A 21,804-nucleotide genomic window follows, 5' to 3' on the forward strand; every position below is an offset into this window, starting at 1 on the left:
CATATATTTTCAATTCCCCCACCCCGGTGACTAGCATTCGCCCGGACGCTGCGTGGCCTTCTGTCTGCGGCGTCCACCTCCAATAAAAATAATCAGGAGACATCAATGCACAGGTCACCGAAGCCGCTCGCCGCGGCAATTGCGGTCGCTGCGCTGGGCGCGGGTTTGCCGGGTGTGGTCATGGCCGACTTTCTTGCCGACAGCAAGGCATCGCTGGAACTTCGCAACTTCTACTTCAACGCCGATTACCGACAGGAAGACGCCAACCAGTCGAAACGCGAAGAATGGGCGCAGGGCTTTTTACTCAAATACGAGTCCGGATTTACCGAAGGGCCGGTGGGGTTTGGTATTGATGCGATTGGCCTGCTGGGGGTCAAGCTCGACTCGGGGCCGGACCGGCAGAACTCTGGCCTGTTGCCGGTCGGCGATGACAAGGCACCGGATGAGTACAGCCAGTTAGGCGTGACTGCCAAGGCGCGTTATTCGAAGACCACGCTGTTCGCCGGCACGTTGGTGCCAAAGCTGCCGACGGTGTTGCCCAACGATTCGCGCTTGCTGCCGCAGACCTTTCGCGGCGGGATGCTGACCTCGCGGGAAATCGACGGGCTGACGCTGAATACGGGTCGCCTGACCCAGAACAGCCTGCGCAACTCCGCCGCCAATGAGGACATGCTGGTGGCCGGCAAGGGTATCAGAGGCGGTCAAGCCAGCGACCAGTTCGATTTCGCCAGCGCCAGCTATCGTTGGACGCCCAAACTGACCACGGGCTATCACTACGGCCATCTGGATCAGAACTACAAGCAGCACATCTTCAACCTGGCGCATGTGCTGGCGCTGGGCGAGGACCAGGCGTTCAAGAGCGATCTGCGCTTCGCCCGTTCCACCGAGGCAGGCAACACCAACGTCGACAACGATGCCTTCGGTGCCAAGTTCACCTATGAGCTTGGCGGTCACGCGTTCGCTGCGGCGTACCAGAAGATGCAGGGCGAAACAGGCTTCCCGCATATCAATGGCACCAATTCGTATCTGGTGAACTACGTAATGATCTCGCCGGACTTCGCCAGCCCCGGCGAGAAGTCCTGGCAGTTGCGCTACGACTATGACTTCGCAGCCGTGGGCCTGCCTGGGCTGAACTTCATGACCCGCTATGTGCGTGGCGACGGCTTCGACGGCCCTGGCGGACGTGACGGCCATGAGTGGGAGCGCAATACCGACATCGGCTACGTGTTCCAGCAAGGTGCTCTGAAGAACTTCGGCGTGAAGCTGCGCAACGGCACCTACCGAAGCACGGGCAATGACATCGATCAGACCCGCTTCATCCTCAGCTACACGTTGTCGCTGCTCTAAAACCCGCCCACACCGTACCGTTGCCCGAGCGGGCGACGGTCTCGCTGAACAGGATATTCATCATGATTCTGCACAAGACACTGCTTTCCCTGGCCGTGGCCTTCGCCCTGGCCACTCCCCATCTGAGCGTACAGGCGGCAGACACGGGCGACCTGCCCTGCCGCACCACGGCCGAATGCGCGGCCGAGGCGGCGAAGATCGGCGCGACGGTCGATCGTGCCGCGGCCAAGCCGAGCAAGCACGACAACCAGTTCACCTGGGTCAACCGGATCAACAAGGCGTCCATCGTCATGCTGACCGAAGAAAACATCGTAAGCCGCCAGCAGGGGCAAGAGATCGCCCGCGGCGTTCAGTACGTGATTGATCAGGCCGGTAAACCGGACGGCAAGAAGCCCAGCGACGTGCTGCAGATCGAGCGCATCATGATCGACAAGATCGGCCCGCAGGCCTCGCTGATCCACTCCGGCCGCAGTCGCCAGGACATGTACGCCACCTACCGTCTCGCGACCTTGCGCAGCCAACTGCTGGATTACACCGACGCGATGAATGACACCCGCGCGCAACTGCTGAAGCTGGCCAAGGATAATGTCGACACGCTGATCCCCGCCTACACCAATGGCGTGCAGGCGCAGCCGATCACCTACGCCCATTACCTGCTGGCCTACGAGGCCGCGTTCGAGCGCGACGCCCAGCGTATTCGCGAGCTGTACAAGCGTCTGAATCTCAGCCCTATGGGCACGGCGGTGCTGGCCAATTCCGGCTGGCCACTCAACCGCGAGCGCCTGGCCGAACTGCTCGGCTTCGATGGCGTGCGCGAAAACTCGCTGGATGCCGGACAGGTCTCGACCTATGACATCCCCATCGAGGCGGCCGGGATTGCCTCATCCTCGGCGATCCGTATCGGCGCGATGCTGGGCGACATCCATACGCAATATCATCAGATTCGCCCCTGGCTGCTGCTTGAGGAAGGCGCCACCTACACCAGCAGTGCCATGCCGCAGAAGCGCAACCCGGGCCTGATCATGCGCGCGCGGGAGTCGGCCACCGATGTGGTCGGTCTTGCCCAGACCGTCACCCTGCGTGCGCACAACGTCACCACCGGGATGACCGACTACAAGTTCGCCTTCGACGCGCTCGGGCTGTTCGATAATGCGCAGCAAATGTTCGTCCGCACGCGCCACGTCCTGGATGCGCTGGTGATCAATCCGCAGCGTGCGCTGGAGGAGCTGGAAGGCGAATGGACCACCTCAATGGAGCTGGCCGATACCCTGGAGCGTGAGCACAAGGTGCCCTTTCGCATCGGTCACAGTTTCGCCTCGATGGTGGTCGGTCAAGCACGCAAGGAGGGTTTCGTGCCGGCCAACTTCCCCTATGCCGAGGCGCAGCGGCTGTTCACCAAAGCGGCGCAGAAGTACAACTGGAAGACCGCTACCCTGCCACTGAGCGAGTCGGCGTTGCGGGCCACCCTGTCGCCGCAGAACATGGTCAAGACCCGCGTCGGCACGGGCGGCCCGCAACCGGCCGAGGTCAAGCGCATGCTCAAGGAGGCAAACGACGCGCTGGCCGGGGATCAGCACTGGGCCAATGGTCGCCGTGAGCGGTTGGCGAAGGCCGAGGCCACCCTGGGCGATGCCTTTGGCACACTGCTGAAGAACTGAGCCTTAGCGCTTCCCGGCCACGGCGTCGGGAAGCGCCGCCTTCCTGCCGGGCATCAGCGCCTCGCGCAGGGCCAGGCGGTCCAGCGCACCACTCCAGGCCGAGATCACCACACATGCCAGGCTGTTGCCGATCACGTTGGTCAGTGATCGGCATTTCATCAGCCGCTCGACGCCGAGCAACAGGCCGATGCTTTCCAGCGGCACCAGATTCAGGCCCGCGACCGTGGCCGCCAGCGTCAGAAAGGCAGAGCCTGCCGCGCTGGTCGACCCCATCGAGGTCACCAGCGTCACCAACAACAGCATCACCAATAGCGGCCCATCCAGCACGACGCCAGCGGCCTGGGCGAGAAACACCAGGGCACAGGTCAGGTAGATGTTCGAACCGGTGAGATTGAAGGTGTAGCCGGTGCTGAGCACCAGCCGCACCACTCGACGATCACAACCGGCCCGTTCGAGCTTTTCGATCAACCCTGGCACCGCCGCCACCGAAGCGCCGGTAAAGGCCACCAGACACAGTTCGGCCTTGATGTAGGCGATCAGACGCAATAACCCGAAACCGGCGCACCGCGCCGTCAGGCCCAGCACCAGGGTGACAAACAGCAAACAGGCGAAGTAGACCGTGCCGACGAACTTGAGCAGCGACCAGGCGGATCCTGGCCCATAGCGCCCCACCGTGAAGGCCATCGCCCCGAAGGCAGCCAGCGGCGCGAACTTGAGCACCTTGCGCAGCGCCCATAGCAGCCAGCCAACCAACGCATCCAGGCGGCGGCGCAACGGCTCGCCCGCATCACCGGCATAGCCAATCACCAGGCCGAACACCAACGCAGCCAACAACACCGGAAGAATGACGGTATGACCCATTATCCGAGCCAGGCTGGTCATCAGCGCCGAGGGCAGATCGCTAAGCGGCCGTGCGATGGCAGCCGGGAGCGACTCAGCGCCAACACCAGGCGCCAGCAATATCGCCAGTGCCGCCCCGGTGATCAGCGACAGCACAGTCATCAGCAGGAAGTACGCCAGCACGCGGCTGGCGCATCGAGTCTTTTGGCCGCGTTCGCCGAAGCCCGCCACCGCAGAAGCCACCAGCACGAACATCACCAGCGGCACCGCATGGCCGATGACGCCGAGAAAAACATCGCTCAGCGGTTTCATCCGCATCGCCCATTGCGGCTGCACGACACCGAGCGATATGCCCAGGGCAATCGCGATCAGGATCAGCAGGGTATCGTTGCGGTATAGCTTGGCTAAAATCATGGGCCGTCGCGCAATATTGTTGTTTTAGTCGCTTCAGTGCCCCGTATCCTAACCGATCAGAGGCTGTAGTTGCGCCACCGATCTGCTCCAACCCCTCCAGGACTCTCGTTCATATGGAACTTCGCCATCTCCGCTATTTCGTCATGGTCGCCGAGGAAGGGCATTTCACCCGCGCCGCCGCGCGCCTGAACATGCAACAGCCGCCGCTGAGCCAGCAGATCCGCGCGCTGGAAACGGAACTCGGGTTCGAATTGTTCATACGCCACCCCAAAGGCGCGGACCTGACCACCGGCGGCGCAGTGTTTCTGGAAGAGGCCAAGGCCATCCTGGCCCGTGTGCAGGACGGTTCGCGTCGGGCTGCGAGGGTGGCCAAGGGCGTCGAAGGCACCTTGGCGATTGGCTTCACCTCGTCAGCCGCGGCGCACCCGCTGATTCCGCGCATCATCCGGGCCTTTCGCGAACAGTATCCGGCGGTGGCGATCACGCTCGCCGAAGGCAACGCCGGACGCCTGACCGAACGTGCCAGCGCCGGCCAGTTGGACGTGAGCATCCTTCGCGCCCCCGTCAGCCGACCAGACGGGATCGAGTTCCACCGGCTGCTGGTGGAGGAATTATTGATGGTTTTGCCGGTCGGCCACCCCGCACTGGCCGAGCACCCCGATGCCGTCGAGCTACGGGCCCTGCGCGACGAGCCCTTTATCCTGGTTCGTCGGCCCGGTGCGCCGGGGATGTACGCCAATCTGTTGCGCGCCTGCGAGGCGATCGGCTTCGAACCGCGAGTCGCCTTCGAAGTGGAAAGGATGCTGACCAATGTCAGCCTGGTGGCGGCTGGTGAGGGGGTTTCAGTAGTCCCGGCCTCGATGCGCGACATACACCGGGAAAGTGTCGTCTACCGCCGCATCCTGGGCGCCCGCCCCCGCCTTGTCGCACCGCTGACACTGGCCTGCCGCCAGGACAACGAATCGCCGGCAATGCGAAATTTCGTCGTGCTGGCTCGGGAGCTGGCGAAGGGGTATCGCAAGCAGGCGGCAGGGTGATCGTGCACAGCTTTAATCGATGGTGTTTTGTTTAGTAACCAACCCCTCGGACGCCACCCGAAGCCCGGATGGATTCGCCTGTTACCCAATGCGAGTCCTCGGACGCCAGGAACACAGCCAGCGGTGCAATGTCTTCAGGCTCGCCGAAACGGCCTAGCGGTGTGCCCGCGATCAGTTTTTCGCCAAACTCACCGGAGAAGTTACCGTCAGTCGCTGGCGTGTTGGTATGACCGGGCAAGATCGAGTTGACCCTGATACCTCGCGGTCCAAGCTCTCGCGCCAACGCGAACGTCAACGTATCGACCGCGCCCTTGGTGGCCGAATAGACACTTGAAGCCAAATAGGGATCGGTGCTGAGGATAGAGCTGATGTTGATGATGCTGGCCGATGGACCAAGCAACTTGACGGCTTCTCGAACCGCCAGAAGATACCCGAGCACATTGACGTTGAATTGCTGGTGGAACGCCTCCTCGGTGAGGTCTTCGATCATTTGGAACACCGCTACACCGGCATTATTGACGAGAATATCCAACGTGCCGTAGTCGGCCTTGACCGTATCGAACAAACGGATCACGTCGGCGGCGTTGCTCATATCTGCCTGGATGCCAACGGCTTTACCGCCCTGCTCCTGAATCTGTGCAACCACCGCGTCAGCGCCAGATTTGCTCGTGGCATAGTTCACAATGACCGTGGCACCCGCCGCACCTAATGCTTTGGCGATGCCTGCACCAATGCCTTTTGATGCGCCAGTGACAACAGCGATTTTTCCTTCAAGTTTCATGGGGCTGACCTTTTCCGAAATTGAGTGATGTGTCGCATTGGCACATGCCAGGTTGGAAGGGCCTGAGCGCAACGTGCCGCTTACCCACAGTATTCGGGCTATAAAGGGCCAGACGCTTGCCAGTTGTTCTCGGATGCTTGCCTATTCTTATCACATAGCTTGCTTTGCCCGCGGCTGTGGCCCATGTTCAAGCCTATGAACAATGCGATCGATGAACTGCGCAGCCTTGTAATGCGCGCAGAAACCAAGTGGACGGACACCGGGCTGCCGCGGGTGGCGATGGTCCAGGCAGAGGCGTGTGCGAGTCAGGTTTATCAGCCGATGCTGCACCTGGTGCTCCAGGGTGCCAAAACCTTGTCCATCGGCGATCAGGTTTTGCAGTACTTGCCGATCACCTATTTCCTCGTGCCTGTGGATGTTCCCGCCACCGGCGAGATTCATCCGAGCGGGCCGGGCCTGCCCTATCTTGCGATCAGCCTGACCCTGGACCCGAACGTCATCGCCACACTGCTGGCGGGCGAGACCCTGAGGGCCGAGCAGCCAACCACAAGTCGTTTTTCTGCGGTGACAGCAACTGCTGAAATGATCGATGGCTGGTTACGCATGATGCGGCTGATGGATCGCCCAAACGAAGCAGCGGTGCTGGCGCCGATGATTGAGCGAGAGATTCTGTTTCGAGTCTTGCAAGGACCGTTAGGGCCAATGCTGCGTGAAATCGCTCGTCCGGATGGACGTTTGGCGCAGATCCGCCGCGCCACCCAATGGATCGGTGAGCACTACACAGAACCCTTTCGCGTCGAGCCACTGGCGACAATGACTGATATGAGCGTCGCGGCGTTCTATCGGCATTTCAAATCCATCACAGGCATGACACCCATTCAGTATCAGAAGCGGCTGCGTCTGCTCAGGGCTCGCTGGTTGCTATTGTTCGAGCCTCGCGATGCCGCTTCAATCGCCTTTACGGTGGGTTATGAAAGCGCATCGCAGTTCAGCCGCGAATATGCACGGCTGTTCGGGATGCCACCGGCACGCGATGCGGCAAGGTTCAAAACGCCCATCGGCTCAGGCGACACTCAAGTGCCGATTGCCTTAGCTGCCAACAGCTAATGCGTGATAGCGCCCTATAAATCCGTAATTGTCGTCCCTGCAATCGTCTCGGCAAAGCCGACGCCGAACATTCGTCCCGGGGTTTCAAAGCCTGCCCGCCGCTCGCCGGCCAGCACCCGCCGCGCCGCCGCAGCCGCTAAAGGTGTGTGGGTGTGCGTGGGCATCCGGGCTGAACACTCGGTAAGCAACGTCCAGTTGCGCAGCCAGAGGCTGCAACCTTCCGCCATTGCGTCCGGCGATGACAAAATCCAGCCCCAACGTTTTGGCATGCTCGGCAGCCATGCGACCGGTGTAGCCCGTCGCGCCGTAGATCATTAATTTTTTCATTGATTGTGCTGCCAGCGCTTGAAGACGAATTCGAGGCTGTAGCCGTCCGGGTCAAGGACATTGGCGGCGTAGTAATCGGGGTCGTAATGCAGGCGTGCGCCGGGGGCACCGTTGTCGCGAGCGCCGTTGTCCATGGCCGCCGTATAGGCCGCGTTGACCTCGACCTTACTGTTCGCCACAAAACCGACATGCACGGCCCGCCCCTCGACGACGCCCTCGCGCAACCAGAAGAACACCCGCCCATTGGCGCCAAAGCCCTTGAGATCCGGATGGCCTGGCGGGCCGTCCTTGCCGTCGTAATCAAGTCGCGCGGTAATACCCAGCGGAGTCAGTGCTGCGGTGTAGAAACGGATGGAACGCTCAATGTCACTGACCGAGATAAAAATATGATCAAGCATGCGCTAGCCTCGCTATTCAGATGTTGTAGCCGCCCGCGACTTCGATCGTCTGGGCATTGATCCAGCGTCCTTCTTCGGACAACAGCATGGCGATCACCCGAGCGACATCCTCCGGCTTACCCACCCGGCCAAGAGCGGTTTGCGCGGCGAGCAACGCCTCGAATTCGTCATTCAAGCCGCCACCCAGCTCCGTGCGAATCGCCCCCGGCGAGACTGCGTTGGCACGGATACGCCGAGGACCGAACTCCTTTGCCATGTAACGGGTCAGCACGTCGAGCCCGCCCTTGAAGGCCGCATACGGCGCGACTCCCGCAGTGGCGACGCGGGTCGTGGCGCTGGTCAGGTTAACAATGCCGGCACCCTCCTCCATCAGCGGCAGCAAGGTTTGCGTCAGGAAAAACGGGCCTTTGAGGTGTACGTTCAGCAAGCCGTCAAACTCTGCCTCGGTGACCGATTCCAGAGGATTGAACAAGCCATACCCGGCGTTGTTGACCAGGCCGGCGAGGGTTGTCACGCCCCACGTTGTCTGCAAGGCAAGCACCACGGCTTCCCGAAAACTGGCAAAACCGCTCACGTCGGCAACGTCCAGTTCAAGCGCCACAGCCTTGCCGCCCGAGGCCTGGATACGACGCACCACCGCATCGGCTGATTCAGCTGCGCTCTTGTAGGTCAGGATGACTCCCATGCCGAGCCGGGCACACTGTTCGGCTGTACTGGCGCCGATGCCGCGGCTACCACCGGTGATCACGATAACGCTCATTTGCTGCTCCACTGTCACTGAGTTGAGCCACCACAGTAACCATCGCCTTCGCCGCGAGCGCAGCCGTTCCTGCTCGAATCCTGCCTGTTTCTGCTTTTCGCTTGCGTGGTCGCATCTGCATGGGTTCAGATGATCGCTATGACAAACCCACTCAATGAACTCCGCGCCCTGGCCTCTCGGGCCGAAAACCGCCGCACGGAAACGGGCATACCGCGCCTGGCCATGGTCCAGGGTGAAATCCCGGCGCATTTGCTGGCCGCCGTTTATGAACCGATGATCAACCTGATTCTGCAAGGCAGTAAGTCAATGACCATCGGCGACCGTACGCTGGACTATGACCCCGCGACCTATTTCGTCATGTCCATCGAATTGCCGGCGGTGGGCCAGGTCCATCCCGCTGCGTCGGGCGAACCTTACCTGGCGGTCAGCCTGACACTCGACCCGGCGGTCCTGGCGACCTTGCTCGCCGACCTGCCCAAACCTGTCGGTCAATACGAAAAAGACGCAGGCTTTTCGGTCGCCGCGGTCACGCCCGAGTTGATGGATGCCTGGGTCCGCATGCTGCGGTTGATGGACCGGCCTGAAGACATCGCGGCCCTCGCCCCCGTTTACGAACGAGAGATCCTCTACCGGGTGTTACAAGGCCCTCACGGCTGGATGCTGCGCGATATCGCCGCGCCTGATAGCGCCATGGCGCGGGTCAGCCTCGCGATCCAGTACATTCGCCGGGAATTTACCGAGTCCATTCGCGTGGAAGCGCTGGCACAACGGGCGGCGATGAGCGTTTCGGCCTTTCACCGACACTTCAAAGCCGTGACCGCACTGAGCCCTCTGCAGTACCAAAAAAGAGTGCGCTTGCTTCAGGCGCGGACACTCTTGGTCGCCCATGCCAAAAGCGTTACCAGCGCGGCTTTGGAGGTCGGTTACGAAAGCGCTACGCAGTTCAGTCGCGATTACGCACGGGTATTCGGGCTGCCCCCGGCACGCGATGCGGCAAGAATTGCGGGTGAAATCCTCGGCGAGCAGATCAGATAGCGCGGTTTTTTCCCCGGACGCTGTGAGTCAGTCCCCGGGCCTGTCCGCGCTGAACGAAACAGGCCACGGGGCAGTCGGAACACCAGGCCCCTCGGCAAAGAAACCCGACCCATGTCCTTACGATTCGCTGTCCTCGCTACGTTGCTCACGTTGGCCGCCCACACGGCGGCCGCCGCACAAGAACCGCTGCGTCTGGAACGCCTGGACCGCTGCGGTGACCTGCTGCAAAGCCAGCACCAGGACTGGTGCCTGACCGTGCACGGTTTGGATACTCAAACGCCACAACTGAAACTGGGTGAAAAGATCCTACCCGCGCTCATTGTCCAGCGCGAAGGCGAAACCCTGCGCGTTCGCCTGGACAGCGCCGCCTATCAGAGCGGCCCTCTTTGGCTGGAAGACGGCCCGCGGGTCAGCAATGCAGCCTGGCTGAGCCTGCGCAACAGTCACGTACGGGCCGCCGGGCCGCACGAGGTGGCGAAGAACATGGACGGCTTGAGCACGTACGTCGACCTGGTCAGCCTGCTGATCGAGGAGAACCACGATGGTCGCCAGGAAGCTGAGCGTCTTGCCCAAAAATACGGCGCCAAGGTCGTTGGCAGTATTGCTCCCCTGAACTTGTACCAGCTTCGTTTGCCGGCCAAGGACCTGATGCAGCGCGACGCGCTGGTGCTGCGGATGGGCAGTGAGACCAGCGTCGATGCCGTGGTGATCGAGGAATCGGCAGCCGAAGAGGCCGAGCAAGCCGCCACCCGCCCTGAAGAACCGAAGAAGCCGGCCCTGGACTCCGATGAGTGGGCCGCCAATCGTTTTCTCGACGCGGTGAACTACTACCAGCGGCGCATCCCCGCGCGGCAACCGCCCACCCGGCCGCAACCGGTGCGCATCGGCCTGATCGAACGGAACGTGGATTTCGACAGCGCGGATTTCGCCGACTACCTCGGCGCCTGCTCGCCACCGCGCACCTGCGTTTATGCGCGCGACGCGAACACACCAGACAACCACGGCACCACCGTCGCCGGCATTCTCGCCGCGCGCTGGGATGACGGTGGCAACACCGGTTTTCTCCGGGGTCTGGACAAAGCCAGCGGGGGCTTCGAGGTCATTGTCGAGCGCAATTCCGATGCCGGGATCACCGCCAACATCGCCGCTTCGGTCAACCTCGTGGAGGACGGCGTGCGGGTGCTCAACTGGAGCTGGGGCATCCATCGCGTCGGCGCGAAAAACGTCAAGGGTGATGAGGTGGACTCGCTGTTGCGCTCAGGCATCGCCATGAGTGGTTACGAGGAACTGCTGGAGGAATTTTTCCTGTGGCTGCGCAAGGAGCATCCCGACGTGGTGGTGGTGAACTCCGCTGGCAATGGGTCGTCGTTCTCGGGCACCGATGAGTACCGCCTGCCCTCTTCGTTCATCACCGAACAACTGCTGGTGGTTGGCGGGCACCAGCGTAGCGAGCGCGCCGGGGTGGCCGTCGATGACCCGGCCTATGCGGTCCAGCGCAGCTCCTCGAATATCGACATGCGCGTGGACATCACCGCCGCCGCTTGCGCCCACGCCTCGACCACCCGCGCCGGCGAAAACGGCGCCGTGCATTGCGGCACATCCTATGCCACGCCCATGGTCGCGGGCCTGCTGGCGGCAATGCTGTCCATCAACCCGCAACTTCAGCCCGAGCAACTGCGCATGCTGCTACGGCGCAGCGCCATGACCATCGGTGAAAATCACGACTTCGAACGCATGGACGGCGAGGACCTCACCGCCCCCATCCTGCCGTCAGAGCGCAGCTATCAGCTTAACGACAAGGACGTGGGCCGTTCGGCGCGACTGGACATGCAAAAAGCGCTGGACCTGGCGGAGCAGAGCCGTACGCGCGTGCGTTGAACCACGCACTCGGTGCGGGATAAAACCTATTGGGAGCAGCGACATCCACAGTTTGACCCTCCTCGAAGTGAGCGAGGCATCAGGTACCTATCCTGTGCGCCCACATGGAGGATATGCCGATGAAGCCCAGCCATTTTTTTGGAAAGACCGTACTGACCTGCACCTTCATCCTGGCAATGATTGGTTGGGGGGTCGGTTTTTATGGACCGCCGATCTATATGCAAGCCGTGATGGATCGCACCGGCTGGCCGGTGGCCCAGGTGTCGGCGGCCGTTACCCTGCACTTTCTCAGCGGCACGCTGGTCATCGCCAACCTGCCCAGGCTCTACGCGCGCTTCGGTGTGCCGGCCATTACCCTGCTGGGCAGCATAGTGCTGGGGGTCGGGGTGAATATCTGGGCTCAGGCGAGCCAGTTATGGGTGCTGTATGCCGGGGCCATCTGCTCGGGCATCGGCTGGGTGACATTAGGCGCCGCAGCCGTGAATACCCTGATCGCCCCGTGGTATATCAAGGAGCGGCCCAAAGCCTTGGGCAAGGCTTACAACGGCGCCAGCATGGGTGGGGTCATTTTTTCGCCGTTGTGGGTGTTGTTGATCGAGCGTTTTGGCTTCGCCACGGCGGCGCTGGTGATCAGCCTCGCAGCCGTGGTGCTGCTCGGCTGCTTCGCCTTTCTGGTTTTCAATAAAAGCCCGCAAAGCGTCGGCCAGCATCCTGACGATGCCGACCAGCCGGAGCCCGTGGCGATCAGCTCAAGTGCCGTACCCTGGACTGCGGCGCAAACCCTCAAGTCGGCAAATTTCCGTTCCCTGGCAGCCGGCATGTCCTTGGGGTTGTTCGCCCAGATTGGCTTGATCGCCCATCTGTATTCGATTCTGGCCGCGCGCATGGGCGCCCAGGACGCTTCATTCGCCATGGGCCTGGCCACCGCCAGCGCCATGGGCGGGCGCTACGTGGCTGCACGCTTGATGACCCAAGGCATCAACCGCCGTCAACTGGCCTGCCTGGGCTACGGGATTCAGATGCTTGGCACACTGATGCTGCTGGGTCTGGATATCCACCCGGCGGTCGCCTGGGTGGCGGTGGTGTTGATCGGTTCGGGGATCGGCAACGCCACTTCATTGCCGCCATTGATCGCCCAGACTGAGTTCAGCCGCGAACAAACCGCCAGGGTGATTGCGCTGATGGTCGCAATCAGCCAGGCCACCTATGCCTTCGCCCCGGCGTTCTTCGGCCTGGTCCGTTCAGTCTTTGCCGAACCGAGCCAGGCCATCGCCGCTATCGTGATTGCCGCTGTCGTGGTGCAAGGGCTCGCGATCCTGGCGTTCTACACGGGCGTGGTCACCCGCCCTTTCAAGAAAACCGTGTACTGACTCTCTACTGACGTCAGGATCGAGCCAGCGCTAGCCCCCTGCACGGATGCGCTCGACCAGACGCGCCTGCAGCAATTTGAGCTCCTCGGGATCGGCCTTGCCCCGCCCATGCACGCCAGCCTCCTCACCTTCCCAGCGCGGGATGATATGAATGTGGATGTGGTAGACGGTCTGCCCCGCCGGGGCGCCATTGAACTGCGCGATCTGCACGCCATCGGGCTTCAGTTCGTCGACGATGACCCGCGTAAGCCGTTGCACGGTCGCCATCATCGCGCCCAGGACGGCGGGCTCGACCTCGAGAATATTTCGCGCCTGGGATGCTTTGGGAATCACCAGGACGTGGCCGCGGGACTGGGGAAAAACATCCAGAAACGCCAAGACATCGGCATCTTCGTAAATCTTGTAGGACGGCGCTTCACCGCGAAGAATCAGCGCGAAAATGTTCTGTGGATCGTAATCGCCGTGCAGGCTCATGATCATTCCCTTAAGCGGTTGTTGGAAACAGTTGACGGCCAGCAAGCCGGCATCGATCGATCGGAAGGTTTAGCACAATCACCTGGCGGTTTTCCATAGAACGGGCAAAAGCCCCGGTACTTTGCAGTGCCGGGGCCTGACGTTGCGTGGCGTCACGCGCGGTTGTTCAACGTGTCATAGGCTTCAAGCGAACGCAGCGAGTAAATGTACGCGGCGCCTGCATTCAGCGAGATCGCGGTTGCCAGGGCGGCGGCCACTTCCTCGCGGCTCGCCCCAGCCTTGATCGCCGCGTCGGTGTGCGCGGCGATACAGCCATCGCAGCGGGTGGTGACCGCGACGGCAATCGAAATCAGCTCGCGGGTCTTGGCATCGAGTACGTCGTTTTCGCTGGCGGCCTCCCCAAGGGCCATGTAGGCCTTGACCATTTTGGGGTTGCTCTTGCCCAGCGCGCCAAAGGCTTTTTGAATGGTGGGCAATAATTCAGACCAGTTGTTGAACATGGCATTAACTCCTGAGTGGGATGGGTGTACTGTTTTGACGCCCACAGTTTTTCACCCTGGCGCTGGCCGGTTTTGTCCAGTGCGCTCAGTTTTTTTCGCGAAGCGCTCAAATGAATGCAATCGATAAACTCATCAGCCTGGCCAATGTGCGCGGCAGCCTGGATCTGCGTTGTCAGTTTCAGGGTGACTGGGCGCTGGATCACGAGCAACAAGCCCTGGGCAACGCGCCCTATCACATCGTGTTGGCGGGAGAATGCCGGGTGGAGCTTCCCGATGGGCAGCGTTTGCCCATGCGCGCCGGCGACATCCTGCTGTTGCCTCGTGGCGCTCGGCATGTCTTGCATAGCCCGGGAAAAATGGTTGCGCCCTCCTCGCCAGAACGTGTCCTGGGTGGCGCATTGCCGATCCATCGGATTGGCCACACCAGCGCGGACCTGGACATGCTGTGCGGTAGTTTTCACTTCAATCGAGCGTCACTGCTGCTTGCAGCCTTACCCGAATACCTGGTGATTCCCAGCGGCGCCTTGCCCGCTAACGGGCCGCTAACGACCCTGGTCGAGGTCATTCGAGCAGAGGCCGATGAGGACAAGGTCGGCGCTCGTTTTCTGCTCGATGCGCTTTCCCAGGCATTGTTCACGCTTATTCTGCGTGCGCATCTGGCAAGTCATGGCCAGCACAGCGGCTCGCTGGCCCTGCTGGGCGACAAACGTCTGGGCCGAGCCTGGCAGGCGATGCTGGCAGATCCAGCCTACGAGTGGACCATTCAAGGCCTGACGGACCTCGCGAACATGTCCCGCGCGAACTTCATGCGAACCTTCGTTCGCGTGGCCGGGGTATCGCCTTGGGTGATGTTGACGCAAATACGCATGGAGTTGGCGTTCAGTCTTCTGAGCCACTCACATTTGGGCTTGAGCGATATTGCCGTGCAGGTCGGTTACCAATCCCAGGCAGCGTTCAGCAAGAAATTCAAGGAGATTTATGGGCAAGCCCCAGGAAGAGTGCGACGCAGGATCTAGCCTGTGGCAAGGGCGCTAGGGTGCGCAGCAGCCCTAAGATCTGCCATCGCGGTGTGTCAGGGAGATTGTGTTCAGCTCTTTTGGGGCTGCTGCGCAGCCCAGCGGGAGCAAGCTCCCTCGCCACGGGTTCTGTTTGGCTGGGCGATTGGGGCGGGATGAGCACCTGCTCAAACGTCCAGAACCAGTGTCTCACTGCCCTGCGCCGGCACTGCGCAACAGATCAGTACCTCATCTTCGGCAACCGGCTCGGCCGGGCTATTGAGATAATGCACCTGCCCCTGGCTCAACCGGGTTTTACAGGTGCCGCAGGAACCACCGCGGCAACTGAATTCAGGGCTGAGGCCCCGGGCCTCGGCGAGTTCCAGCAAGGTGCCGCTGCCTGGCTCCCAACGGGCCTCCTTGCCAGAGCTGGCGAACAATACCTTTACCGTCTCGCTTGACGCAGGCACTTGCGGGATCGCCGGCACACTGACTTCGGCGTCACGCACCAGCGTGGACGGGCCGAAGGTCTCGGCGTGAATGCGATCATCAGGAATGCGCAATTTACGCAGCCCGTCATACAGCGACTGGGTGAAGCTGCCCGGCCCGCAGAGGTAGTAGTCGTAGTCATCGAGCGCCAGCAGTTGCTTGAGCAGCTCGACATCAATCCTGCCCGTCGCGTCGTAACCTTGCCCGGCGCCGTCGCTCGGCGGTTGGCTGACCACGCGTAGGACCTTGACCTTGCCCCCGGCGCGGTTCGCCAGCTCATCGATTTCCTCGCGAAAGGCCAGGTCGGCCACCGTACGCGCGCTTTGCACCATCCAGACCGGCCGCATCCGGCTCATGCGCAGCCCCTGATAAACCACCTCGCGCAACATCGACAACAGCGGCGTCACGCCCACACCCGCCGCCAGCAGCACCAAGGGCCGCCGCTCAGTGGCCTGAACGGTGAAGTGCCCTTGGGGCGCTCGCGCCTCAAGCTGCTGCGCCACCTCGAGCCGGTCATGCAGGTGCGAGGAGACCAAACCATCGCGCTTGACGCTGATGCGCAGGAAGTCATCCGACGGCGCACTGGACACGCTGTAGGTGCGAATCAATGGCGCTTTCTGCCCCTCCAGCGAAATCCGCACGGGCAAGTGCTGGCCGGCGTCAAACCGGGGCACGCCCGCACCGTCGGCCGCTTGCAGGTAGAAGGAGCGAATGTTGTGGCTCTCATCCACGACTCGAACCACGCGCAATGGGCGCCAGTGGGTCCGCAGGGCTTCGGCTTGCAAGCGCTCGGCGGCTTGTTCCCAGCTCCCGGTCATCAATGAGTTGGGCGAGTCGCCCGCGTCCTGGTCCTTCCAGCGCAGCGGGACCGCTGCCGGGCGGTAAACAACGCGCTGCGGCTTGAAGCGCAGCAACCGCTCGGCCCCCTGGAACGCCGCTATTTCGGGATCGTCCAGCAATACTTGGGCTGAACCGGTCATTTGCAGAAGGTCGCCGGTCTTGAAATCGATAAAGGTAAGGCCTGCGCGGGGATTGAGCAGGATGTTGCCCAGGGTGTTGAAGAACAGGTTTCCGGAAAAGTCCGGAATGGTCAGTGTGCCGTCCTCGTCCATGCGCACAAAACCTGGCTTGCCGCCACGGTGGGACGCATCGACCTGCCGCTCGCCGTCGCGCTCCACATAGGTGGCGATGTAAAACGAATCAGCCGCTGTGATCAGGCGACGGGCCAGCGGGTCCGTCGCCACCAAGTGCCGAGCGTCGCCGGCCTGTTCCCGGACAAAGGAATATTGGCGCAGGTTGATATAGCGAGGGCAATTGCCATAGGCCTGACGTACGGAAATCTCGAGTCCGGAACCGAGCACACGGCGGATATTGCCGTTCATGCGGTTGCGCCGGCGGGTGTGCAACTCGATACCCAGCATACCGATGGCATCCCCCTCGCCCATGCCCTCCTGGGCCGGATCGCTGGGTTGCGGCTTGAAGTTGATCTGCAGGGTCTGTGGATCAGGTGAGCTCATGAAACCGGGTTCGCCGGTGCGCAGGGTCGCCCACACGTCACCTTGCCGATCCACGGCGCCCAATACCACGAAAGGCAACTGCGCGTAGAAGTCCCGGTGCTGGTCCGGCATCCAGTCGCGTGCCAACTGCCGCTGACCGACGCTGGTCATCATGTCGACCGCACCGACCGAGCGCTGCAAGGTCAGTTCGCCTTCATGCCAAGGTGAGGGTTGTGCTTTCGAGGCTTCGTCCATCAGCTACTCCTCGCGCTCGCAGCCTTGCACACTGCGTTCAGACGCTACGGTCAGGGGGACTGCGCTACGCCTCTTGCCGAGGGTGCATTGCAGGTGGGGTTATCTTCTTCCCAAAGAGAGAGGGGAGGAATACGCACGAACTGCAATCCACCGTTTCATAAACTGGAATGAACGCGCCCGAAGGCGCCTGCGGGGGGAGTCACCAGGACCGGACCGTAAGCCGGCTCATCGCCGAAAATCAGTGCCCCAGCGCAAGGGCGATCTTCAGTTGCAAATCGTTTTCGGAGAAGGGCTTGTGCAGCACGGGACGATGGGCGAACTCGCTAGGCAGCCCGCTGGCACCGTATCCGGTGCTGAATAAAAACGGAATCTGCCGAGCCTGGAGAATCTCGGCAACCGGAAAAACCCGCTCGCCGGCCAGGTTGACATCCAGAATGGCCAGGTCAATCGCCAGCCGGTTCGCCACTTCACACGCCGTAGCGAGCCGGGCCACGGATGCCACCACCACGCATTCGAGCTCTTCGAGCATTTGCTCGACCAGCATAGCGATGGCGCCTTCGTCCTCGACCAACAACACTCTAAGTCCGGCAAACGGGATCATGCGCTGGACGCGCCGAGCAGAAACGAGAAGCGGCAGACAACCCCGTGCGGGTCGAAGGTCAGGTCAAATGTCCCGCCCAAATCGCGCTCGATGCAGCGCTTCATCAAACGAGAACCCAACCCTTCCCGCTTGGGCTGGGATACCGCTGGCCCGCCCCGCTCGCGCCAGTCCAGCGTCAGCAACGTACCCTTCGCGTCTGATTGCACAGACCATTTCACGGAAAGCGTGCCGGTCTCGACTGACATCGCTCCGTATTTAAGCGCATTGATCGCCAGTTCATTGAGGGTCATTGTGAGGTTGAGCGCCACTCGGGTGCCGACGTCCACAGGGTCACCCTCAACCACGATCCGGCCGGGATCCTGGCCAAATATCGGCATCAGCACTTCTTGGGCAAGGGAACCCAGGGGCGTATGCCCCCAATGACGGCGGGTCAACAGGTCATGGGCCCGGGACAGCGCAAGCAACCTGGCTTCGAAACGTTTGTAACCGTCGTTCGCATCCTCGGCATTGCGCGCCGTTTGTGCCGCGAGGGATTGCACTGTGGCCAGGGTGTTCTTGACTCGATGGTTGAGCTCGTCGATCAGGGTCTTCTGCCGGTTCTCCGCCTGCTTTCGCTCGGTGATATCCACCAGCATGTTGATGGCGCCCACCAGGTTGCCATCGGCGTCATGCAGTGGTGTGGGGTAAGGCGCAAACGGCACACGGGTGCCATCGGGTCGCTCGGCAATGGCCTCGACGCCGCGTATCGGGCGGTTTTCCTTCAAGGCCACCGCCATAGGACACTGGTCGTGGGCAAGCGCACTTCCATCGGTATTGAACAGGTTCCAGGTCACGCACCACAGGTCACCCAACTGGGGTGTTCGACCGGACAACTCGACAGCGGCCCGATTGAAGAAGGTGATGCGCCCTTGTGCATCGGTCGTATACACCGCAGCGGGCAGAGCCTCGAGCAGATTGCGCATGTGCCGTTCGCTTTCACGAATCTGGCTTTCCATTTGCTGGGCGAGCGTGACGTCAACTGTGAAACAGCGCGTGTGGAAGAGCTTGCCGTCTTCGAACCGTCCATTGGAGGTAATCGCTACATGCCTGATCGTGCCGTCTTTGGCCCTCAATCGTGCCGGATAGCTGTCCAGGCTTTCGCCGCTGCCCAGTTTGTTGAGGATGTCACCAATAACGGACTCATCGACATGAAACTCCGTGATGTGGCGGCCAATATATTCTTCAGCGGTGTAGCCCAGCAGGTTCAGTTCGGCCTTGTTGGCGCGTTGGATAATGCCCGCGTTACTGACAATGTGAAGCCCCACCGCGCTGTTTTCAAAAAAATCCTCGAGGTCGGCGCTCTTGCGTCGAAGCTCTTCGGCCATGGCATGGTGCGCCGAGACATCCTGGAAGCAATTGATCGCCCCTTCAATGGCACCGCTTCGATCTCTAAGGGGCCGGATGTTCACAAGGGCGACGATCCGCGCGCCGTCTGGACGCTCAATGATCACTTCCTGATTACGTGTGGGTACGCCGGTGTTGAGAGCCGACGCCATAGGACAGTCCTCAAAGGCCAGCGGCGTACCGTCGGTCAGGAAAAGCCGGTGCGAACCACAGAAGCGGTCACCGTGCTCGCCCAGTACCGGTGCCCTTCCCCACAGCTCGGCGGCCTCACTGTTATACCTGACAAGCCACCCTTCACGGTCGCAGAGATAGACCGCCCCCGGAATGGCGTCGAGCGCGCTCGCTCCCATCGTGGCCAGACTTTCGTACTCGCTCGATGTGCGGGTTTCCACGGGTAGCTCTTGAATGTTCAACATCAGTAAATATCCTCAATCCGCCTGGCTGAAGCGCCCCTTGCTGTCCATCGCCCCCCTTTGTAATACCCGGAGTCGGTGATGCCAGCTCGGATAAATGACTTCAAGTGCGGGTACGGATATTTGTCGTAAAGCTGCGGTATTGGAGTCTAGATCCCCATTCTCTTTGCGAGTTCAGGAAAACTCGGCGCCACGCAGCCTGTGGCCGGGACAGGGTTGATTCAGGTAAGCCGACGTGCGGTGCAGCCCCATGAGCTCCTGGCCCAATCGGCTCAAATCAGTCACTTCCTCGCGACCCCACACTTTTTGCACTCACTGCGGGAGTCGCCTGCCCCGATAAAAGTGGCAATGGCCCCGGAAAAACAGGCACAGCGCAGTTATTCCCCTATGCTTGTTGCAAAAGGAAGCCGTCCAATGTCTTCGCAAGTGTTACATGTGCATGCCCTCAAGACTGCCTGTTCCAATTGCAGCGTGCTTGAACTGTGCCTGCCCATTGGGCTGACAGGCGGTGAAGTCGAGCGCCTCGACACCTTGATCGCCCAGCGGGTGAAGGTCAAAAAGGGTGCGGCGCTGTATCGCACCGGCGATCCGCTGCGCTCGCTGTATGCCGTACGACTGGGCTTTTTCAAGACCAGCATCTTGTCCACGGATGGCCGCGAACAAATCACAGGGTTTCAGATGCAAGGCGAAATGCTCGGCCTGGACGCCATCAGTACCGATCATTACGCCTGCACAGCGATAGCCCTGGAAGACAGCGAAGTCTGCCCGCTCCCCTTCACTCTCCTGGAAAAACTCGCCCGCGACCTCCCCTCCCTGCAGCACAACCTCAACAAACTCCTGAGCCGGGAAATCGTACGTGACCACAGCATGTTGCTGTTGATGGGCAACATGAATGCCGATGAGCGTCTGGCGGCGTTCCTGCTGAACCTGTCGCAACGACTCAACATGCGCGGTTACTCCTCCAGGGAATTCGTCTTGCGCATGAGCCGCGAGGCCATCGGCTCCTACCTGGGCCTGCGGCTGGAAACGATCTGCCGAGGGATCGCCCACCTGCGAGAGGAGGAGCTGGTAGACATGCATGGGCGCAACGTCACGATTCTGGACTTGTCCGGTCTCAAGCAAAAAGTCGCCGGTTGCCATCGTCATGTGGATCTGTGAGCACCGACACCGACCAGCCCGGTTCATCGCGAATACGATGACGCAAGACGCATGCTCAAGGGTGTACAACGGCAATGCCGGGGCATGGGGTCATGCTTGGAGAAGCCCCTGCGGTTAGCGTATTCGGCCTCTTCCTCCTGTAGACACTGCGCTGAACGCCGGCTTCCTCACACCGCCAGCACGCTGCACGACACCTGATACAAGATATGCTCTGTGGTACTGCCTAACAGCCCGTGTGAGCCACTCTTTTGGGAGCGCCCCATGACGACGACATCCACCTCATGCTCCAGGGCAAACTCACTCAAGGCTGAAACCGGATGGCCCAGCACAAAGTGCCTGCGTTCGGCCGGAACGCCAAACAGGTTGGCCAGCTCCAGGAACGTTTTTTCCAGGCTCCTGCGCAGTTCATTACTGAGCTGCTTAAGCGTCAGCCCACCGCCACCGACATCGCCCAGGTACACCGACGAAACCTCATACGCGTGAACCAGATGCAGCTCGGCATCGCACTGCAAGGCCAAGCCGATTGCCTCGCGAATGATCCGGTCGTTGAGCCCACTGTTTTGCGCAAAGTCGCTGGAAGGGTCCACCGCCGCAACCACCTTGCGCGGTAAGGCGTGGCCGGTGGCGCCCACCAGGTACATCGGAACCGGGCACTGGCGCAACAGACGCCAGTCCAGCGGGGTAAGAAAGGCCCGTTTGAGCAGGGGCTCGTGTTGCACCTGCTTGATCAGCAGATCAGGCTGGATTTGCGTAACGTGCTGCAGAATCTGCTCCTCCATGCCGTCACCCCAGGCCACCTGGGTGGTGACCCTCAGGCCTCGACGCCGCATCTTGTCGGCCTCCTCCTCCAACCAGTGACGGTGGTCCTGCAGGTAGTTCTGGCGCGCTTCCTCGCGGGGCTCCTGCTCCAACAGCGAGAGTATGTCCAGTGACGGCACCAACGCCGAAACATGCAAGTGCGCCCCGCTGGCCGCCGTCAGGGCCGCTGCGTGATGCAGGGCAGGAGAATGTCGTTGTGCCGGGTTGAGAATCAACAGCAAGCGCTGGTACTGGCTCATGATGGATCTCCAAAAAGTAGAACGGCGCGA

The 21,804-nt window shown here is 61.4% G+C and carries 20 protein-coding genes; 9 read left to right on the forward strand and 11 right to left on the reverse strand.

What is annotated here, in order from left to right; all coding sequences use genetic code 11:
• Positions 1-105 precede the first annotated feature (105 nt).
• Together AAIS01_RS22225 and AAIS01_RS22230 are read left to right on the forward strand one after the other, a co-directional pair.
• Positions 106-1,347: an OprD family porin gene (locus tag AAIS01_RS22225; RefSeq protein ID WP_343470713.1), complete on the forward strand. Its 1,242-nt coding sequence runs from the start codon at positions 106-108 to the stop codon at positions 1,345-1,347.
• A gap of 62 nt (positions 1,348-1,409) precedes the next feature.
• Positions 1,410-3,005 (forward strand): argininosuccinate lyase, encoded by a 1,596-nt coding sequence (locus AAIS01_RS22230; RefSeq protein ID WP_343470714.1) that lies wholly within the window; start codon positions 1,410-1,412, stop codon positions 3,003-3,005.
• A 3-nt stretch (positions 3,006-3,008) separates the two neighbouring features.
• On the opposite strand, the gene AAIS01_RS22235 is transcribed toward AAIS01_RS22230, so the two are convergent.
• Positions 3,009-4,259 (reverse strand): cation:dicarboxylate symporter family transporter, encoded by a 1,251-nt coding sequence (locus AAIS01_RS22235; RefSeq protein ID WP_343470715.1) that lies wholly within the window; start codon positions 4,257-4,259, stop codon positions 3,009-3,011.
• A gap of 113 nt (positions 4,260-4,372) precedes the next feature.
• Between AAIS01_RS22235 and AAIS01_RS22240 the strand changes: the two genes are divergently transcribed.
• Positions 4,373-5,296: a LysR family transcriptional regulator gene (locus tag AAIS01_RS22240; RefSeq protein WP_343470716.1), complete on the forward strand. Its 924-nt coding sequence runs from the start codon at positions 4,373-4,375 to the stop codon at positions 5,294-5,296.
• Positions 5,297-5,327: 31 nt separating this feature from the next.
• Here AAIS01_RS22240 and AAIS01_RS22245 read toward each other — a convergent pair whose 3' ends face one another.
• Positions 5,328-6,077: an SDR family NAD(P)-dependent oxidoreductase gene (locus tag AAIS01_RS22245; RefSeq protein ID WP_343470718.1), complete on the reverse strand. Its 750-nt coding sequence runs from the start codon at positions 6,075-6,077 to the stop codon at positions 5,328-5,330.
• 195 nt (positions 6,078-6,272) lie between these two features.
• Between AAIS01_RS22245 and AAIS01_RS22250 the strand changes: the two genes are divergently transcribed.
• Positions 6,273-7,184 (forward strand): AraC family transcriptional regulator, encoded by a 912-nt coding sequence (locus tag AAIS01_RS22250; protein ID WP_343470787.1) that lies wholly within the window; start codon positions 6,273-6,275, stop codon positions 7,182-7,184.
• 84 nt (positions 7,185-7,268) lie between these two features.
• On the opposite strand, the gene AAIS01_RS22255 is transcribed toward AAIS01_RS22250, so the two are convergent.
• The 3 genes from AAIS01_RS22255 to AAIS01_RS22265 are packed head-to-tail and all read right to left on the reverse strand — an operon-like array spanning position 7,269 to position 8,669.
• A complete protein-coding gene (locus tag AAIS01_RS22255; RefSeq protein WP_343470790.1) occupies positions 7,269-7,511 on the reverse strand; it encodes a hypothetical protein in 243 nt (80 codons plus the stop codon).
• A complete protein-coding gene (locus tag AAIS01_RS22260; protein WP_343470720.1) occupies positions 7,508-7,909 on the reverse strand; it encodes a VOC family protein in 402 nt (133 codons plus the stop codon). The genes AAIS01_RS22255 and AAIS01_RS22260 overlap by 4 nt, the downstream gene beginning before the upstream one ends.
• A 16-nt stretch (positions 7,910-7,925) precedes the next feature.
• Positions 7,926-8,669, reverse strand: a complete 744-nt coding sequence (locus AAIS01_RS22265) for an SDR family NAD(P)-dependent oxidoreductase (protein ID WP_343470721.1) — start codon at positions 8,667-8,669, stop codon at positions 7,926-7,928.
• Between the two features lie 138 nt (positions 8,670-8,807).
• Between AAIS01_RS22265 and AAIS01_RS22270 the strand changes: the two genes are divergently transcribed.
• The 3 genes from AAIS01_RS22270 to AAIS01_RS22280 all read left to right on the forward strand — a co-directional run bounded on the left by AAIS01_RS22270 (position 8,808) and on the right by AAIS01_RS22280 (position 12,952).
• Positions 8,808-9,704, forward strand: a complete 897-nt coding sequence (locus AAIS01_RS22270; RefSeq protein WP_343470722.1) for an AraC family transcriptional regulator — start codon at positions 8,808-8,810, stop codon at positions 9,702-9,704.
• 111 nt (positions 9,705-9,815) lie between these two features.
• Entirely contained in the window at positions 9,816-11,582 is a 1,767-nt protein-coding gene (locus AAIS01_RS22275; protein WP_343470723.1) for a S8/S53 family peptidase, read from the forward strand.
• Positions 11,583-11,701: 119 nt separating this feature from the next.
• Positions 11,702-12,952, forward strand: a complete 1,251-nt coding sequence (locus AAIS01_RS22280; protein WP_343470724.1) for an MFS transporter — start codon at positions 11,702-11,704, stop codon at positions 12,950-12,952.
• Between the two features lie 30 nt (positions 12,953-12,982).
• Here the strand turns inward: AAIS01_RS22280 and AAIS01_RS22285 are convergent, their stop codons facing one another.
• Together AAIS01_RS22285 and AAIS01_RS22290 are read right to left on the reverse strand one after the other, a co-directional pair.
• On the reverse strand, positions 12,983-13,426 hold the full coding sequence (locus AAIS01_RS22285) for an HIT family protein (RefSeq protein ID WP_343470725.1): 444 nt from the start codon (positions 13,424-13,426) through the stop codon (positions 12,983-12,985).
• 152 nt (positions 13,427-13,578) lie between these two features.
• Positions 13,579-13,926 (reverse strand): carboxymuconolactone decarboxylase family protein, encoded by a 348-nt coding sequence (locus AAIS01_RS22290; RefSeq protein WP_343470726.1) that lies wholly within the window; start codon positions 13,924-13,926, stop codon positions 13,579-13,581.
• Positions 13,927-14,036: 110 nt separating this feature from the next.
• Here AAIS01_RS22290 and AAIS01_RS22295 point away from each other — a divergent pair, with 110 nt between their 5' ends.
• Positions 14,037-14,942, forward strand: a complete 906-nt coding sequence (locus tag AAIS01_RS22295; RefSeq protein WP_343470727.1) for an AraC family transcriptional regulator — start codon at positions 14,037-14,039, stop codon at positions 14,940-14,942.
• Between the two features lie 167 nt (positions 14,943-15,109).
• Here AAIS01_RS22295 and AAIS01_RS22300 read toward each other — a convergent pair whose 3' ends face one another.
• From AAIS01_RS22300 to AAIS01_RS22310, 3 genes are all read right to left on the reverse strand, one after another.
• Positions 15,110-17,161, reverse strand: coding sequence for a 2Fe-2S iron-sulfur cluster-binding protein (locus AAIS01_RS22300; protein WP_343470728.1), 2,052 nt, complete (start codon positions 17,159-17,161; stop codon positions 15,110-15,112).
• 238 nt (positions 17,162-17,399) lie between these two features.
• Complete coding sequence (locus AAIS01_RS22305) at positions 17,400-17,762, reverse strand: response regulator (RefSeq protein ID WP_343470730.1); 363 nt, start codon at positions 17,760-17,762, stop codon at positions 17,400-17,402.
• A complete protein-coding gene (locus AAIS01_RS22310) occupies positions 17,759-19,561 on the reverse strand; it encodes a sensor histidine kinase (protein WP_343470732.1) in 1,803 nt (600 codons plus the stop codon). Before AAIS01_RS22310 ends, AAIS01_RS22305 begins: the two co-directional genes overlap by 4 nt.
• A gap of 411 nt (positions 19,562-19,972) precedes the next feature.
• On the opposite strand from AAIS01_RS22310, the gene fnr reads away from it, so the two are divergent.
• Complete coding sequence (fnr, locus tag AAIS01_RS22315; RefSeq protein WP_343470733.1) at positions 19,973-20,716, forward strand: fumarate/nitrate reduction transcriptional regulator Fnr; 744 nt, start codon at positions 19,973-19,975, stop codon at positions 20,714-20,716.
• A gap of 167 nt (positions 20,717-20,883) precedes the next feature.
• Here the strand turns inward: fnr and AAIS01_RS22320 are convergent, their stop codons facing one another.
• The gene (locus tag AAIS01_RS22320) at positions 20,884-21,774 is read right to left on the reverse strand and encodes a universal stress protein (protein ID WP_343470734.1); all 891 of its coding nucleotides are present in this window, start codon (positions 21,772-21,774) and stop codon (positions 20,884-20,886) included.
• Positions 21,775-21,804: the final 30 nt, after the last annotated feature.

This window comes from Pseudomonas halotolerans, assembly GCF_039581215.1.
Classification (GTDB): domain Bacteria; phylum Pseudomonadota; class Gammaproteobacteria; order Pseudomonadales; family Pseudomonadaceae; genus Aquipseudomonas; species Aquipseudomonas tehranensis.